The sequence below is a fragment of the Streptomyces sp. NBC_00335 genome (assembly GCF_036127095.1).
In the GTDB taxonomy this organism is placed as follows: Bacteria; Actinomycetota; Actinomycetes; order Streptomycetales; family Streptomycetaceae; genus Streptomyces.
The window spans coordinates 158693-174606 of sequence record NZ_CP108006.1 but is presented as its reverse complement, the minus strand read 5'-3'; the positions used below and the strand labels follow the sequence as shown (position 1 = coordinate 174606).

Below are 15914 nucleotides of genomic sequence, written 5' to 3'. Positions count from 1 at the left end.
TTCGGGATGTACCGAGCGCCTTGAGAGCGCTCTCAGTGCGTGCGTCTGGAGCGTCCCCCACCACCTGCCCTCCGTCAAGACTCGAACGCATAACAGCTTCGAGTTACGTCCAACTGCCCTCATTGCTGGCTCTCTTGACACTGAGGTTTCAGGAGATTTACGTTCCTTGGCACTTGAGAGCGCTCTCGAACGCGCTCTTCCCCCCACGTGATCGAGGTGCTGTTCCGTGCGAGCCTCCCTCTCCAGACCTGCAGCGGCGACGTTCATGGCCGTCGCGCTGGCCGCCGTCGGCCTGGGCCCCGCCGCCTCCCCCGCGGTCGCCGCCACCATCCCCGCGGGTTCCGGCAGTTACACCGACACCCGACCGGCCGGCACGTCCGGACCCACGACGAACACCGGCGCCCCCGTCACCCCCAAGCTCACCGCCGCCGCCCGGGACAAGCCCGTCCCGACCAACGACTGGTGGACCTCGCTCGCCTATCAGCGCTACGGCGACAACCCGTACTCCACCCCCATGTACGGTCACCCCCTCACGTACCAGGCCAAGGCCTCCGGCCTGGAGGTCGGCTACCCGACCGCGCCCGCGATCGTCGGTGACGGCCGGCAGTACGAGTACGCCCACAAGGCCGACCTCACCGTCGGGCTCACCGGCCTGAACTCTCCCGACACCAAGGCCGACGCCTGGTCGGACTGGACGGTCACCCCGTACTGGGCGGACGGCTCCCGCACCTTCCGGGCCACCATCGGCCACGGCATGCCGTTCGTGTACGCCAGGGGCTCCGGCGGCGACGCCCGCATCACGACCGCCTCCACGCCCACCGTCTTCGCGGACAACGGCAACGTCCTCGGCATCACCGTCGCCGGTCACCACTACGCGCTCTTCGCCCCGACCGGCGCCGACTGGAACGTCTCCGGCACCACGATCACCGCCGGACTCGCGGGCAAGGACTACTTCTCGCTCGCCGTCCTGCCCTCCACGGACGCGCTCGCGACCTACCGCAAGTACGCGTTCAGCTTCGTCACCGGCTCCCAGGTGGCCTGGCAGAGCGCCGCCGGCGACGTCCGGGCGACCTACACCCTGACCACGGAGGCCAAGGAGGGCACCGAGCGCGGCACGCTCCAGGCCCTCTACCGCCACCAGTGGCTGCACACCACCGACGCGCTCACCCCGTACACGTACGTCTCTCCGCGCGGCACCATGAAGGTGCGCGAGTCCGCGTCCTTCACCACCAGCCAGAAGAACAGCGGCGTGCTGCCCGCTCTGCCCGCCTCCAGCGGCGTCGACCGGGCCCGGCTGACCGGCTACCTGAACGAGGTTGCCAACGCCTCCGACCCGTTCTCCGGGGCCTCCGACACCTACTGGACCGGCAAGGCGCTCGGCCGACTCGCCCAACTGGTGCCCGTGGCCGACCAGATCGGCCAGACCGCGACCCGCGACAAGCTCCTCGGCCTGATGAAGGGCCGGCTCCAGGAGTGGTTCACGGCGGGCGGGGCGAGCGGGTTCAGCTACGACAAGGACTGGAAGACCCTCACCGGCTACCCGGCCTCGTACGGCAGTGACACCGAACTCAACGACCACCACTTCCACTACAGCTACTACGTCTACGCGGCGGCGATCATCGCCCAGTACGACCCGGCCTGGGCGGCCGACTCGGCCTGGGGCGCGATGATCAAGCACCTGATCCGCGACACCGCCAACCCGAGCCGCACCGACTCGGCGTACCCCTTCCTGCGCGGCTTCGACGTCTACGCGGGCCACAGCTGGGCCTCCGGCCACCAGGGCTTCGCGGCGGGCAACAACCAGGAGTCCTCGTCGGAGTCCGTCAACCTCAGCGCCGGTCTCGTGCTCTGGGGAGCGGCGACGGGCGACACCTCGCTCCGCGACCTCGGCAGCTACCTGCTGACGACGGAGTCCGAGGCGATCACCCAGTACTGGTTCGACGCGAGCGAGCAGGTCTTCCCCGCCACGTACAAGTACGGCACGGTCGGCATGGTCTGGGGCAGCGGCGCCGCGTACTCCACCTGGTGGACCGCCAACCCGGAGGAGATCCACGGCATCAACGTGCTTCCCGTGACCGGAGGTTCACTCCACCTGGCTCGCGAGAAGGCCGCCATCAAGCGGAACATCGCCGAGATGGAGCGCGAGAACGGCGGCCCGGCCCAGGAGTGGCGCGACCTGCTCTGGGAGTTCGAGGCACTGACCGATCCTTCCTCGGCGAAGGCCAAGTGGGACGCAGTGAACGGCAATTACACCCCCGAGCAGGGTGAGTCCAAGGCGCACACCTACCACTGGATCAACACCCTCGACGCGCTCGGCGCGCCGGACATGACGGTCAGCGCCGACCTGCCCACCTCGGCCGTCTTCACCAAGAACGGAACCCGCACCTACGCCGCACACAACCACGGCTCCACCGCCCGTACGGTGACCTTCTCGGACGGCAAGACCCTGTCCGTACCGGCCCGTTCGACGGCCACGGGCACCGGTGCCGGTGGTGGAGACCCCGACCCGGAGGAGCCGGGCCCGTCCACCGGCAACACCTTCCGGCTCAAGACCGGCGGCGTCCTGACCACCGCCACCACAGACCCGGCCGGCGTGGACACCCTGGCCTCGGCCGACGGCGTGAACCGGGACGGCACCCCGTACCGGCCGAACGTCTACGAGGTGAAGCAGGTCAACGGCAAGGTCGCCGCCGGGGCCGCCACCGCGTTCCGCCTCCGGGTGGACGCGGGCACCAAGGTGGGGCTCGCCCCGCAGGTCCGCGTCAGCTACGACCTGACCGGTGACGGCACCTTCGACCGCACCGAGACCTTCCGCTACTTCGCGACCGACCCGGTCGCGGGCTGGGAGGAGTACACGCAGGCGGTCGGCGCGCAGGCCGTCACCGGCAGCCTGGGCGAACTCAAGAACGGCACCGTCCGCCTGGAGATCTGGAACGCGCTGGGCAATGGCACCTCGCAGGTGCAGACGGGCACGGACGCGGCGGTGCTGAGGATCCCGTACGCGTAGTCCCCTGCGGGGCCGAACCAGGCCTACGGGCACGATCGGTGCGGCGGGTCGCAGGCTCCTCGGGGCGGCGACCCGCCGTACGCGTACGCCGGGGCTCAGGCCGAGGCCCGCCGGACCAGCATGGTCGGGGTGATCACCGAGTCCGGCGCCGTGCCGTTCGCCGTACGGTCGAGGCTGCGCAGCAGCAGCCGCGCCATCAGCCGGCCCTGGCCCTCGATGTCCTGGTTGATGGTGGTCAGCGGCGGGTCGGTCTCCTTGGCCACCGGGTCCATGTCGTCGAACCCGACGACCGCCACCTGCGCCGGCACCGCGATCCCGCGCTCCCGCAGGACCCGTAGCGCCCCCGACGCCATCAGGTCGTTCGCGACGAACACCGCGTCCAGGTCGGGCCGCCGTTCCAGCAGCTCCGCCATCGCCCGCGCCCCGCTCTCCACGGTGAAGGCGCCCTCGGCGACGAGCGTCGGATCCGTGTCCAGCAGTACGTCGCGGTAGCCGTCGAGGCGGTCCATCGCCGAGGTCTGGTCGGGCGGCCCGCCGATGTGCGCGATCCGCTCCCGCCCGAGGTCCCGCAGGTACTGCACGGCGACCCGGGCCCCGCCCCGGTTGTCGGCGTCGACGTACGGGACGGCCCGTTCGCCGGGTGCGGAGGTCCAGCCGGGCCGGCCCCCGAACACGGTGGGAATCCCCGCTCGCCGGGTGATCGCGGGCAGCGGGTCGTCCGTGTGCAGGGAGAAGGCGAGCGCGCCGTCCACGTGCCCGCCGGACAGGTACCGGGTGATCCGGTCGAAGTCCCCCGGTCCCTCGGCCAGCAGCAGCACGAGCTGGGTGTCGTGGGCGGTCAGTTCCTTGCTGATGCCCCGGATCTGCTGGGAGAAGAAGGGGTCCGAGAAGATCCGTACCTCCGGCTCCGAGATGACGACGGCCACCGCGCCCGTCCGCCGCGTCACCAGGGTCCGGGCCGCGTGATTGGGGACGTAGCCGAGCTCGTCGACCGCCCGGAGCACCTTGTCGACCAGCGGCTTGCGGACCCCGTCGCCCCCGTTGACGACCCGCGAGGCGGTGGCCCGGGAGACCCCCGCACGCGCCGCGACGGCTTCCAGGGTGGGGCGGGACCCGGGGGACTGCTCGGGCAAGGCGGTCGCTCCTCGTCGACGGGGCGGTGACGCGCAGGGTGGTGCGGACCTGCGCCGTCGCCGGATCGGCTACAGCCTAGCGCCGGGACGGGCGGGCGTCTGAGAGCGCTTCCAATCGGTTCCGGGCGCTTCCCGTCGCCGCTCAGCCGGCGTAGGGCTGCCACATCTTGACGGTCGTTGCCGGGTTGCTCGCGGAATTGGACTTGTGCGTCACCAGGCACCGGTACTGCTTGCCGAAATGAACGACACGGTCGTTCTCCGCGTACTGCCGGTTGACTTTCCAGTCCGAAAATCCTGCTGCCATGTGACGCCACCTTTCATCGCGCCGGCTCACTGCCGACGCGTATGAAGCATCGCACCCTCCTGAGCAGGGCAAAGACCCGATCCCGTCGGCAGGCCCGCACGAGAGCCCGCGGGAACACAAGAGGCGCGGCGCCGAACCCGGCGTCATGGCTTACGCGCTTTCGTCGATTCCGGATGCGGCAGACCCGTAGCGCATGCCCACAGGTCTGGACCAAGCTCAGGTCATGGATCTGGAGTTGAGGCACCTCAAGATCGTCAGAGCCGTCGCCGACGCCGGCAGCCTGACCCGCGCGGCCACCGTGCTGGGGCTCACTCAGCCCGCTCTGAGCACCCAGCTCAAGCGGATCGAGCGGGCGCTGGACGGACCGCTCTTCGTCCGGGGGCGGGCCGGCGTACGAGCCACCGCGCTCGGGGAGCTGGTGCTGGAGCGGGCCCGCGTGGTGCTGCCGGCCGTGTGCGAGCTCCAGGAGGAGGCGGTGCGCTTCGCCCGGCAGGGCACGGTCGGCTACCGGCTCGGCGGGACGCACGGGCCACTGCTGGGCGGACTCGTGGACCGCATCGTGCGGCAGGAGCCCGGTGTGCCGGTGACCACCTCCACCTCGTGGTCGGAACGGGAGGTCGCCGGGGGCGTGGCCGCCGGCAGGCTGGACTTCGCCCTGGTGGGGGTGTGCGGGGAGAGCGCCCCGCCGGAGCCGGGGCGGCTCGCGTGGAGGGAGGTGGCACGGGACCCGGTGCACGTGATGCTGGCCGAGGACCACCCGCTGGCGCGGCGGCCGTGGATCGAGCTGGCGGAACTGGCCGCCGAGGCCTGGACCGACGTACCGGGCGACGGGTGCTTCGGGGACTGCTTCGCGGCGGCGTGCGTGCGCGCCGGGTTCACCCCGGCCTGCGTGTACGAGACGGACACGGCTTCGTGCGTGCACCTCGTCCAGGTCGGGCGGGCCGTCGGGCTGTGCCGGGCGACCTTCCCGGTGACCCCCGGGCTGGTGACCCGGCCGCTCGCCGGGAGCCCGCTGGTGTGGCGGCACCTGCTCGGCTGGCATCCGGAGGCGCGGGCGGCCGCCCGCGCGGCAGCTGTGCTGGAGCACGCCCGGGACGCGCACACGGAGGCGCTGGCCCGATCGTCCGCAGCCGCGGTCACCGCGGCACTGGCGGAACGGGCGTAGGCCAGGCGGGGCAAGGCGCGGAAGCGACGGCGTTCGATCAGCTCCACCCGGCCACCGGCGGAGGTGCCCGCCGGGCGGCCATAACACCGGGGGAGGGGCCAACCGGCATCTCCCGCTAAGGCGTTCGGATTCCTACGGTGTCGCTGACCCCCCACCGAACCGAGGAGATCCCCCATGCTCAAGCGACACGCCCGCGCGGCGTGTACCGCCCTGGCCGCCGCCGGGCTGCTGCTGGCCGCCACCGGCGCCGTTGCCACCGCCGCCCCCGCGGACTCCGCCGACACCACCCGCCCGCAGAAGTCGGCCTCCGCCACCCTGCGCACCGCCGACGCTCCTTCCGAGCTCCTCTCCGCCATGCAGCGCGACCTCGGCCTGACCCCCACACAGGCCAAGGCCCGCCTGGCCCACGAGGCGGAAGCGGGAGCCACCGCCGCCAGGCTCCGGTCCCGGCTCGGGCCGGCCTTCGCCGGAGCCTGGCTGGACGGCGCAGACGCGGGGACCCTGACCGTGGCCACCACCCGTGCCGCCGACACCGCCGCGATACGGGCCACCGGGGCCCGGGCGCAGCTGGTCGGGCGCTCCCTGGCCGACCTGGACACCGCGAAGGCCGCACTGGACCGGGCCGCCACCGCCGGGACCCCGGTCCGCTACGTCGACCCGCGCGGCAACACCCTGGTCGTCGAGGAGACCCGGCCCGGGGCCGCGGCCGCCCTGCTGGCGGCCACCGGGACCGACGCGGCCCTGGTCACGGTGGTCCGTACCGCCGAGGCCCCGCGCCCGCTGTACGACCTGCGCGGCGGGGACGCGTACTACATGAACGGCAGTGGCCGCTGCTCCGTGGGCTTCCCGATCACCAAGGGAACGGTGAACGGCTTCGCCACCGCCGGGCACTGCGGGCGGCCCGGGACCACCACCAGCGGCTTCAACCAGGTCGCCCAGGGCTCCTTCCAGGCCTCCGTCTTCCCCGGCAACGACATGGCCTGGGTGGCGGCGAACGCCAACTGGTCCTCCACCCCCTACGTCAAGGGCAGCGGCGGGGCTAACGTGCAGGTCACCGGCTCAGTGCTGCAACCCGTCGGGGCATCGGTATGCCGATCCGGATCGACCACCGGCTGGCACTGCGGCACCATCCAGCAGCACAACACCAGCGTCACGTACCCCGAAGGCACCATCTCCGGCGTCACCCGTACGACGGTCTGCGCCGAGCCCGGTGATTCCGGCGGCTCGTACATCTCCGGCAGCCAGGCCCAGGGCGTGACCTCGGGCGGTTCGGGCAACTGCTCCAGCGGCGGGACCACCTTCTTCCAGCCGCTGAACCCGATCCTGTCCTCCTACGGCCTGACCCTCAAGGTCTCCGGAACCGACCCGGGCCCCGGCCCGGGCGACCCCGAACCCGGCGGCACCTGGAAGGCCGGCTCCGTCTACGCGGCCGGCGCCACCGTCACCTACGGCGGCGCGAGCTACCGCTGCATCCAGGGCCACCAGGCCCAGACGGGCTGGGAGCCGCCCGTGGTCCCGGCCCTCTGGCAGCGGCTGTAGGTCGCTCCGCAGGACAGGAGGCGCCGTGGCTGCCAAGGGGGGAGCCACGGCGCCTCCGGTGCGTCCGGGAGGGATCAGTCGGCGGCGGGGCCGCTCTTCACGGTCGTCCAGCTGCCGCCCTTCACCGAGTACACCGTCAGCTGGCGGTTGACCGTGTCGCCGTACTCGTCGAAGGCCACGCGACCGGTGACACCGTCGAACGCCAGCCCCGACACGGCCTGGGACATCTTCGCCCGGGCGCCCGCGGGGAGGGCGCCGCCGTTGTCCTCGACCAGGGCCTTCACCGCCTCGATGACGGCCCAGGTCGCGTCGTACGCGGAGGGGCCGTACGAACCGGCCGCCTCCGAGTAACCCGCCTCCTGGTACCGGTCGAGGAAGTCCTGTCCCTTGGCGAGGCCCTCGGTGGGAACGCCGAGGCCGGTGGCGAGGTCGCCCTCGGCCTTCGTGTTCGTCGTGAGGAACTGCTGGTCGAACATGCCGTCGCCACCCATCAGGGGGACGCTCACGCCCGCCTGCTTGAGCTGCTGGGAGAGCGGCCCGGCGGCGTCGTAGTAGCCGCCGAAGTACACGGCATCGGCGCCGGAGGCCCGGATCTGGGGGGCCAGGTAGGAGAAGTCGTCCTGCGCGGGATCGATTTGGTCCGTACCCACGACGGTCCCGCCGAGCTTTGCGAAAGCGCTGCCGAACCCGGAAGCGAGGCCGGTGCCGTAGGCGCTGCCGTCGCCGATGACGTAGAGCTTCCGCTTCCCGGCCTCGCCGTGGAGGTACCGGGCGGCGAACGGCCCCTGGTCGACGTCCGTGGCGACGGTTCGGAAGTAGGTCTTGTACGGGCGTGACTTGGAGCCCTTGGCCCAGTCGGGACCCAGTGTCAGCACGGGGTCGGTGTTGGACGGAGACACGTTGACGAGGTTCGCCTGTCCAAGCGGTTGCGCCATGGTCTTGGCGACCCCGGAGGTGAGGGGACCGACGACGCCGAGCACCTTCTCGTCATCGACGAACTGGGTGGCGTTCGGCCCGCCCTTGGCGGGAGTGGCCTCGTCGTCCAGAGCTTTGATCTCGAAGTTCACGCCGGGCACGTGCCCGGTGCGGTTGGAGGTCCTGACCGCCAGATCGGCGGAGTTCTTCATGCCGACCCCCATGGCTGACAGGTCGCCCCCGCCGCTGAGCGGTGCGTCCACTCCGATGACCACCGTGATGGGGGAGGCCGTGGAACCGCCTCCGGTCGTTCCGCCGCCGGGCGGGTTGCCACGGGTCAGCTTCCAGGTCAGGACGGAGCCGGCCGCCAGGGTGACCATGGCCATTCCCAGAACGGCGGAGCGCCGGGTGAGGGCGCGCCGGCGGGTGGAAGCCCCCTCCTCCCGCCCCTGCCGGTCCGTCCAGCCGAGCGAGATCACGTCCTCGGCCGAGGGGACGGCGACGGGCGGGGTGGTCGGCCGCTCCGGTACGGGCGGGCGGGAGGTATCGGGCACGTGCGCCGGTTCCACGGCCGTGGGCGTCGGCAGGGGAGCCGAGGACGGCAGCTCCGTTTCCCGCTTGGTCGGGGTCGGAGCGTGCTCCGTCGCCGCGTCCGGGACGGGCGCGCTTTCGGGCCGGCCCGAGTCGGCCTCGTCGGTCGTGCCCTCCCGGGACGGGGAGGACTGCAGTGCCGACGCCAGCAGCTCGGCGGCCTCGGCGGCGCCGATGCGCTGCGCCGGGTCCTTCGTGAGGAGCGCGTCCAGCAGGGGCGCCAGCGGGCCGGCGTGGGCCGGCGGCCGGTGGGGGCGGGTGAAGACGGCCACGGCAAGGGCGTGGAGCCCGTCGGCCTCGAACGGCGGGCGGCCCTCGACGGCGTGGTAGAGGGTGGCGCCGAGTGCCCACAGGTCGTTGGCGGGGGTCGGGCGCTTGCCCTCCAGCTGCTCCGGAGGCATGTAGTGCGGGGTGCCGATGACGGTCCCGCTCTGGCTGAGCTTGGTTGTGGCGTCCGCCAGGTGGGCGATGCCGAAGTCGGTGAGGACGACGCGGTCCTTGGTCAGGAGCACATTGTCCGGCTTGATGTCGCGGTGGATGATCCGCGCGCCGTGCGCTTCGGTGAGCGCGCCGAGCATGGCGGCCCCTATCTCCGCCACCCGCCGCACGGGCAGCCGGCCCTGCTCGCGGATGGCCGCGGCGAGGGACCGCCCCCGGATGAACTCCATGACGATGACGGGGGCGCCGTGGTGCTCGACGACGTCGTGGATGGTGATGATCCCGGGGTGGCTGAGAGTGACCGCCGCGCGGGCCTCGCCGGTGAAACGCCTGAGCAGCGTCGCACGCTCGCCGTCGCCCAGCCCCACCGGGAAGAGGATCTCCTTGATGGCGACCTCGCGCCCGAAGAGCTGCTGGTCGAGGCCGCGCCAGACCCGGCCCATGCCCCCCTGGCCGATGGCTTCGACCAGCTGGTACCGGCCGGCGATGAGTTCGGATTTCTGCTCGGTCACGCGCACACTCTAGGACCTGTTGGACCGGTCGGGTGACGGAACCATGGCCTGATCCCACACCCCGCCCCGCCGGGCCCGTCACGGCAGCAGGATGGAACGCGCGTACGGCCGACTGCTCGTTCCGCATCGGAGCCCGCGTCGCCTTCCAGCCTGCAGCCGGCGGGCCCCCGGGATCAGGCCGTGGATCGAAAGTGGATCAAGGCAAACGGGAGTGTGACGACGGGCCATAAGCTGACCGGTCCGGGGCGATCTGAGGAGACGGACGAGTTGGCCGCTGTGGTGCTTGTACACGGTCTGTACCACCGTCCCGAGCACTTCGGGGTGTTGGCGCAACGGTTGCGGGCCGATGGAACGAGGGTTGTCGTGCCCGAGCTCCACCGCGGCTCATTGGCTGCCGACACCGCCGCTGTCCAGGCCGTCGTCGACGCCCTGCCGGAGCCCCCGCTCGTCCTCGGCCACTCCTACGGAGGGTCGGTGATCACAGGCGTCCGTGGAGCGGCACACCTGGTCTACCTGGCGGCCTTCGTGCCGGACACCGGCGAGAGCGCGGCCAGCCTGGGCGGCGCCTCCCAGCAGCTCCGGGACGCGATCGTCGCCGAGCCGGACGGCTCCACGACCCTGCACCCCGGACTGGCCGCCGCCACCCTCTACGGCGACTGTCCCGAACCTCTCGCCGCGCGGGCGCTCGCCCTGCTGCGTGCGCAGGCCCCGGGCTGCGGACGAGGAGTCCCGCGACTCCACAGCTGGAAGGAAACTCCTTCCACCTACGTCGTCTGCGCCCAGGACCGGGCCATCGACCCCGGCCTCCAGCGGAGGATGGCCGCGCGCTGCACTGAGGGGCGCGAATGGCAGACGGGCCACTCCCCATTCGTGGGACGGCCCGGTCTCATCGTGGAACTCCTGCGGGAACTGCTCGCCTCCCACACCCCCTAGCCGGCTCCTTGCAGCTTCTCGTGCTGTTCCTTCATGAGGGAGACGGGGAGGACGTTCCCGTCCGGCGGGATCATGTAGACGGCCAGCGTGTTGCCGGTCCTCACGAGCGTCATGACCTGTTCCTTGCCGGGGCTCTGCAGGGGGCTCGTGAGGGAGAAGGAGGCCGATTCGTTGCCGACCGCCTCGGTCGGCAGTGCTTTGACGTCGACCCGTTCTGACCAGCCCCGCTGGGAGGAGGCCTCCAGCTCGTTGCAGGTGCCGAGCGCCCTCTTCACCTCGCGGAGCTTCTCCTTCGCCTCGCCGGCCGCGTAGCTCGTGAGCACGACGCTCCCGGCAGCATCCCCGCCCGGGGGCTCGACCGTCGTCCAGGCGGTCCCCACCGCCACATGGCGGGGTTTGCCGCTCCTGAGGTCGGCCAGCGGCTGGCAGGAAGGATCGGCCGCCGTCACCACGTCCACGTCTTCCATCAGTGGCTCTGCCTGCGGAGTCATATGAAAACCTGAGTGCTTCTTCACCAGCAGGGCTTCCGACAGATCGGCGGAAGTCAACGGCGGACCTGCTGCTTCGGCCGTTCCCCCGCCACTGCAGCCCCCTGCCGCGGCGGACAGGGCCAGCAGAGCCATCGTCATTCCTCCGCGTATGCAACCGCGCATGCCGTTCCCCCATGTCGAAGCTGAAGTCGAATCCCGTAGCCCTGCGTCGTCGGCTCGCTCCGGAGTGCCGCAACCGAGACCGCGCCCCGTCAGCGGGCAAGGCCCGGGCCGCCGGGCCGCCGTGACCGCGAAGGCGGCCATCCGGCAGGTGCCCTGACCTCGTAGATTCGAGCCGATGCCAGTCCAGGCCGCCGGCCGCCTTCCCGGCGCCCGCCCGGGTACGGGCCTCCGTGGCCGGGCCCACGCGTGAATGCCCGAGCGCGATCGTGCACGCCGGGGGGCCACGGACGCCCGGAGGTGCTACAACTGGGTGCGTGACCCTTCCATGCCACCCGTGCCGGGCGTGTCGGTGCGGTCACCCCTAGGCAACAGACTCCGAAGCGTCGCCGGCCAGGTGTTCGTCCTCCAGGTGGCGATCGTGGTGTTGCTCGCCGCCGGAGCCCTCCTGTCGCTGCTGCTCCAGTCGCGGCACGACATTGACCGGGAGGCACGCAACCGGTCGGTTTCCGTCGCGCAGACCTTCGCCCACTCCCTGGGCCTGCAGGACGCGCTCAAGTCGTCCGATCCGTCCGCCATCCTGCAACCCCTTGCGGAGACGACGCGCAAGGTCGCCGGCGTGGACTTCCTCGTGGTGATGGACACCAACGGCATCCGGTACAGCCATCCCCAGCCGGACCGCATCGGAAAGCGGTTCGTCGGCACGATCGAGCCCTCCCTCGCCGGACGCGTCCACACCGAGAGCGTGCAGGGTCCGCTCGGCAAGGAGATCCAGGCGGTGGTGCCGGTCACCGCGGCCGACGGCCGGGTCGTCGGACTGGTCTCGGCGGGCCTGACGGTGAAGAACGTGACCGGTGTCGTCGACCGGCAGCTCCCGGTCATCCTGCTGGCCATCGCCACCGGCCTGGCCCTGGCCACCGGGGGCACGGCCCTGATCAGCAGGCGACTGCGCCGGCAGACCCACGGGCTCGGCACGCAGGAGATGACCCGCATGTACGAGCACCACGACGCGGTGCTCCACGCCGTCCGCGAAGGCGTTCTGATCACTGACGGCGACGGGCTGCTCATGCTGGCCAACGACGAGGCCAAGCGGCTGCTCGGCCTGCCGGACGACGCCGAGGGACGCAGCGTCGGGGACGTGCCCGGCCTGGACCGCCGGATGGCGGACCTGCTGCTGTCGGGCCGCGTGGCCACCGACGAGGTGCTCGAAGTGGGCGACCGGCTGCTCGTGCTCAACCAGCGGCCCACCCACCCCGGAGGCCGGCCGGAGGGCGCCGTGGTCACCATCCGGGACTCCACCGAGATGCAGATCCTCACGAGCCGGGCGGAGACGGCCCGCAGACGGCTCAAGCTGCTGTACGACGCGGGAGGCGACGTCGGAACGAGCCTCGACGTGGTGCGGACGGCCGAGGAACTCGCCGCCGTCGCCGTGCCCCGGTTCGCGGACTTCGTCACCGTCGACCTGGCCGACTCGGTGCTCGACGGAGACGAACCCGGCGCCAACGCCGACATGCGGCGCACCGCGGTCAGCGGCATCCGCTCCGACCATCCCCTCTACCCGCGCGGGTGGCTGATCGCCTTCCTTCCGTCCACCCCGCAGGCGCGCGGGTACGGAACCGGCCAAGCGGAGCTGGTGACCGACCTGGCCGACGCGCCGGGCTGGCACGCCCAGGACCCGCAGCGAGCCCGGGCCATCGTCGACTACGGGATCCACTCGCTCATCGTGGCCCCGCTCAGAGCACGCGGCGTCGTACTCGGCGTGGTCAACTTCTGGCGGTCGCAGAAGCCGGAGCCCTTCGACGAGGACGAGCTGTCACTGGCCGAGGAACTCGTCGCCCGGGCGGCGGTCAGCATGGACAACGCCCGCCGCTACACCCGTGAACATGCCCTCGCCGAGACCCTCCAGCGCAGCCTGCTGCCGCGCGCCCTGCCCGAGCAGAGCGCCGTGGACGTGGCGCACTTCTACCTGCCCGCCCAGTCCGGGGTGGGCGGCGACTGGTTCGACGTGATCCCCCTGCCGGGCAGCCGGGTCGCGCTGGTCGTCGGAGACGTCGTAGGGCACGGACTGCACGCCGCGGCCACCATGGGGCGGCTGCGCACGGCGGTGCACAACTTCTCCACCCTCGACCTGCCGCCCGACGAGATCCTCGCCCGCCTGGACGACCTCGTACAGCGCATCGACCGCGACGGGGCCGCCGACGACCTGGATGGCGGCGTACTGGGCGCGACCTGCCTGTACGCCGTCTACGACCCGGTGTCCCAGCGCTGCACCATGGCCCGCGCAGGGCACCTGCCACCCCTCGTGGTCGCCCCCGACGGCACGACGGACATCGTGGACCTGCCGGCCGGGCCCCCGCTGGGGCTGGGCGGCATTCCGTTCGAAACCGCCGAGCTGCACCTGGCGGAGGGCAGCCAGCTCGTCCTGTACACGGACGGACTGATCGAGGAGCGGACCCGGGACATCGGCGAGGGGCTGGAACTGCTCCGCACGGCGCTCAGCCATCCGGACCGGGACCCCGCGGAGAGCTGCCGGGCCGTACTCGATCTCCTCCTGCCGGCGCGCCCGACCGACGACGTGGCGCTGCTCATCGCGCGCACCCGGACCCTGGGCCCGGACCGGGTCGCGGAGTGGGACATGCCGTTCGAGCCGAGCGCGGTTGCCGCCATGCGGAGCGTCGCGGTGAAGCAGCTCGACGAATGGGGCCTGTCGGAGCTCGGCTTCGCCACCGAACTGATCCTCAGCGAACTGGTCACCAACGCCCTGCGGCACGGCAGCGCGCCGGTCCGGGTACGGCTGCTGCACGCCCGCACCCTGACCTGCGAGGTGTGGGACGGCAGCAACAGCGCCCCGCACGCGCGCTACGCCGCCACCACGGACGAGGGAGGGCGCGGCCTGTTCCTGGTGGCGCAGCTCAGCGAGCAGTGGGGCACCCGCTACACGCCCGACGGCAAGGTCATCTGGGCGGAACAGGCCCTCCCCGGCGCCCCGGGCACCGGCGAACCGAACCTCGCGGCCTTCCTCGACCTGGAACCGCTCTGACGCGCGTCCGGACCAGGGAACGCGGTGCGCTTCTCCCGACCCCGGGGGCGGACCTCGCGCCACCGGATTCCCATCGCGGTCAGATCTCGCCGCGCCAGGAGCCCGTCGCGACCCCGCGCGATTCGATGAAGAGCTTGAACCGCTTGAGATCACCCGCGACCTGACGCTTGACGAAGCCGAGCTTGTCGGCGGCCGCCTCGGCCAGACCGTCGGGAACCCAGTTCATGTGCAGGACGACCCTCGTGGTGCTCGCATCGAGCGGCTGGAAGGTGACGAGCCCGGCCTGGCGGGCCTCCCCGTCGACCGTCATCCACGCGACACGCTGGTCCGGGAGCTGCTCGGTGATCTGCGCGTCGAACTCGCGCTGCACACCATTCACGTTCGTCACCCAGTGGGTGAGCGTGTCCGTGCGCTGCACGATGCGTTCGACCCCCTCCATGAAGGCGGGGAAGTCCTCGAACTGTGTCCACTGGTTGTAGGCGGTCCGTACGGGGACGTTGACCTCGACGTACTCCTCGACGTGCGACATGCGCACCCCTTCCGTGTCGTCAGCAGCCCGCACCCGAAGGCGCGGGGCGTCCGTCAGGACGTCTGGAGGCGCGGCTACCCGGGCTCGCCCGCCCCATGCGCGGACCGCGCGCCCCACCGCACCGGCTCGCGCCACATGGGCCAGAGGGTGGGTCCGCCCTGCGGGAGACAGAGTTCGGAGGTGACGCGGAAACCCAGCCGTTCGTAGAAGGGGACGTTGGCGGCCTTGCTCGACTCCAGGTAGGCCGGTTGCCCGAGGCTGTCGCAGGCCGCCAACTGCTGGCGCAGCAGCGCCGAACCGACTCCCGTCCCCTGGAGCCCCGGCTCCGTCCCCACGGACGGCAGGTACCAGTGCGGAGTATCGGGATGGGAGCCGTGCATGACGTTCTGGACCTCACCGGCCCGTGACAGCCCACGGGGGCCGAAGACGCGCACGTAGGAGGGGAGCGCCGCCAGCTCTCCCACCGCAGAGGTCCTCCAGTGCCCGGGCCCCGACCACAGCGCGGCCGCCAGCAACCGCCCGTCGCTGGTCGCGGCGACCCGGACACCGCCCGCGCGGGGTCGCTGCTGCCGCTGGGCGAGCTCGAAGTAGCGGGCGATCCGGCGTTCCCGGCCGGCCGGGGCGGGGATCATCCATGCCATGACCGGGTCGTCGGAGAAGGCGCGGGCCAGCAGGGCGGCGACCGCCCCGGACTCGGAGGACCGGGCGAACCGGATGCCGTACCCGGCGGTGGGAGGTGTCGTACGGGTGCTCATGGGGCCACGCTAGGCAGCGGTCCCGGGCTTCCGCGGTCGCGCCCGACGGACACGCCGCACGGACCACCGGGCGACGCCACCCCGACCCCCCATCGGCCCCGGATGTGAAAGTTGGGCAGCCGACGGCCCGGGGCTGCTCGCCACGACGACGGCCGGCCACGGAGGGTGAGATTCGGGGCTCCGGGCGGTGACCCGCCCCACAGGACCTTGGTCACATACGAGGCGGGATAGTAGTCCTTAAACGTCCCTTACCGGGCCCCTCGCATCGCTCCCCACCAGGGGTAATGCCTGCCCAGCCGGTGGGGGGCCGTTGCGCCCCGGCTGCGAGGACCACTAGTAAGAGGGGTCGTTGCCAGGCGAGCTCGACCCCCGTAGAACTGGATGAGTCGCAAGGCGGTCGGAG

At 71.8% G+C, this 15914-nt stretch carries 11 protein-coding genes; 5 read left to right on the top strand and 6 right to left on the bottom strand.

What is annotated here, in order from left to right; all coding sequences use genetic code 11:
- Window positions 1–265: 265 nt before the first annotated feature.
- Window positions 266–3007, top strand: coding sequence for a glycosyl hydrolase (locus tag OHA37_RS00820; RefSeq protein ID WP_266912425.1), 2742 nt, complete (start codon window positions 266–268; stop codon window positions 3005–3007).
- Between the two features lie 95 nt (window positions 3008–3102).
- Here the strand turns inward: OHA37_RS00820 and OHA37_RS00815 are convergent, their stop codons facing one another.
- Both OHA37_RS00815 and OHA37_RS00810 read right to left on the bottom strand, forming a co-directional pair.
- A complete protein-coding gene (locus tag OHA37_RS00815; protein ID WP_266901359.1) occupies window positions 3103–4140 on the bottom strand; it encodes a LacI family DNA-binding transcriptional regulator in 1038 nt (345 codons plus the stop codon).
- A gap of 142 nt (window positions 4141–4282) precedes the next feature.
- Window positions 4283–4444 carry a carbohydrate-binding protein gene (locus OHA37_RS00810; RefSeq protein WP_266901357.1) on the bottom strand — a complete coding sequence of 54 codons (162 nt, stop codon included), beginning with the start codon at window positions 4442–4444 and terminating at the stop codon, window positions 4283–4285.
- A gap of 223 nt (window positions 4445–4667) precedes the next feature.
- On the opposite strand from OHA37_RS00810, the gene OHA37_RS00805 reads away from it, so the two are divergent.
- Window positions 4668–5609, top strand: coding sequence for a LysR family transcriptional regulator (locus tag OHA37_RS00805; protein WP_266901355.1), 942 nt, complete (start codon window positions 4668–4670; stop codon window positions 5607–5609).
- Window positions 5610–5783: 174 nt separating this feature from the next.
- Entirely contained in the window at window positions 5784–7148 is a 1365-nt protein-coding gene (locus OHA37_RS00800) for a carbohydrate-binding protein (RefSeq protein WP_266901353.1), read from the top strand.
- Between the two features lie 74 nt (window positions 7149–7222).
- Here OHA37_RS00800 and OHA37_RS00795 read toward each other — a convergent pair whose 3' ends face one another.
- Entirely contained in the window at window positions 7223–9604 is a 2382-nt protein-coding gene (locus OHA37_RS00795) for a bifunctional serine/threonine-protein kinase/ABC transporter substrate-binding protein (RefSeq protein WP_266901351.1), read from the bottom strand.
- 267 nt (window positions 9605–9871) lie between these two features.
- On the opposite strand from OHA37_RS00795, the gene OHA37_RS00790 reads away from it, so the two are divergent.
- Complete coding sequence (locus tag OHA37_RS00790) at window positions 9872–10537, top strand: alpha/beta fold hydrolase (RefSeq protein WP_266901349.1); 666 nt, start codon at window positions 9872–9874, stop codon at window positions 10535–10537.
- Here the strand turns inward: OHA37_RS00790 and OHA37_RS00785 are convergent.
- Window positions 10534–11028, bottom strand: coding sequence for a hypothetical protein (locus OHA37_RS00785; RefSeq protein WP_266901347.1), 495 nt, complete (start codon window positions 11026–11028; stop codon window positions 10534–10536). The genes OHA37_RS00790 and OHA37_RS00785 overlap by 4 nt on opposite strands.
- 487 nt (window positions 11029–11515) lie before the next feature.
- Here OHA37_RS00785 and OHA37_RS00780 point away from each other — a divergent pair, with 487 nt between their 5' ends.
- Window positions 11516–14227: a SpoIIE family protein phosphatase gene (locus OHA37_RS00780; protein ID WP_443046282.1), complete on the top strand. Its 2712-nt coding sequence runs from the start codon at window positions 11516–11518 to the stop codon at window positions 14225–14227.
- A gap of 79 nt (window positions 14228–14306) precedes the next feature.
- On the opposite strand, the gene OHA37_RS00775 is transcribed toward OHA37_RS00780, so the two are convergent.
- Window positions 14307–14756 (bottom strand): SRPBCC family protein, encoded by a 450-nt coding sequence (locus OHA37_RS00775; RefSeq protein ID WP_266901345.1) that lies wholly within the window; start codon window positions 14754–14756, stop codon window positions 14307–14309.
- 74 nt (window positions 14757–14830) lie between these two features.
- On the bottom strand, window positions 14831–15511 hold the full coding sequence (locus OHA37_RS00770) for a GNAT family N-acetyltransferase (protein ID WP_266901343.1): 681 nt from the start codon (window positions 15509–15511) through the stop codon (window positions 14831–14833).
- Window positions 15512–15914: the final 403 nt, after the last annotated feature.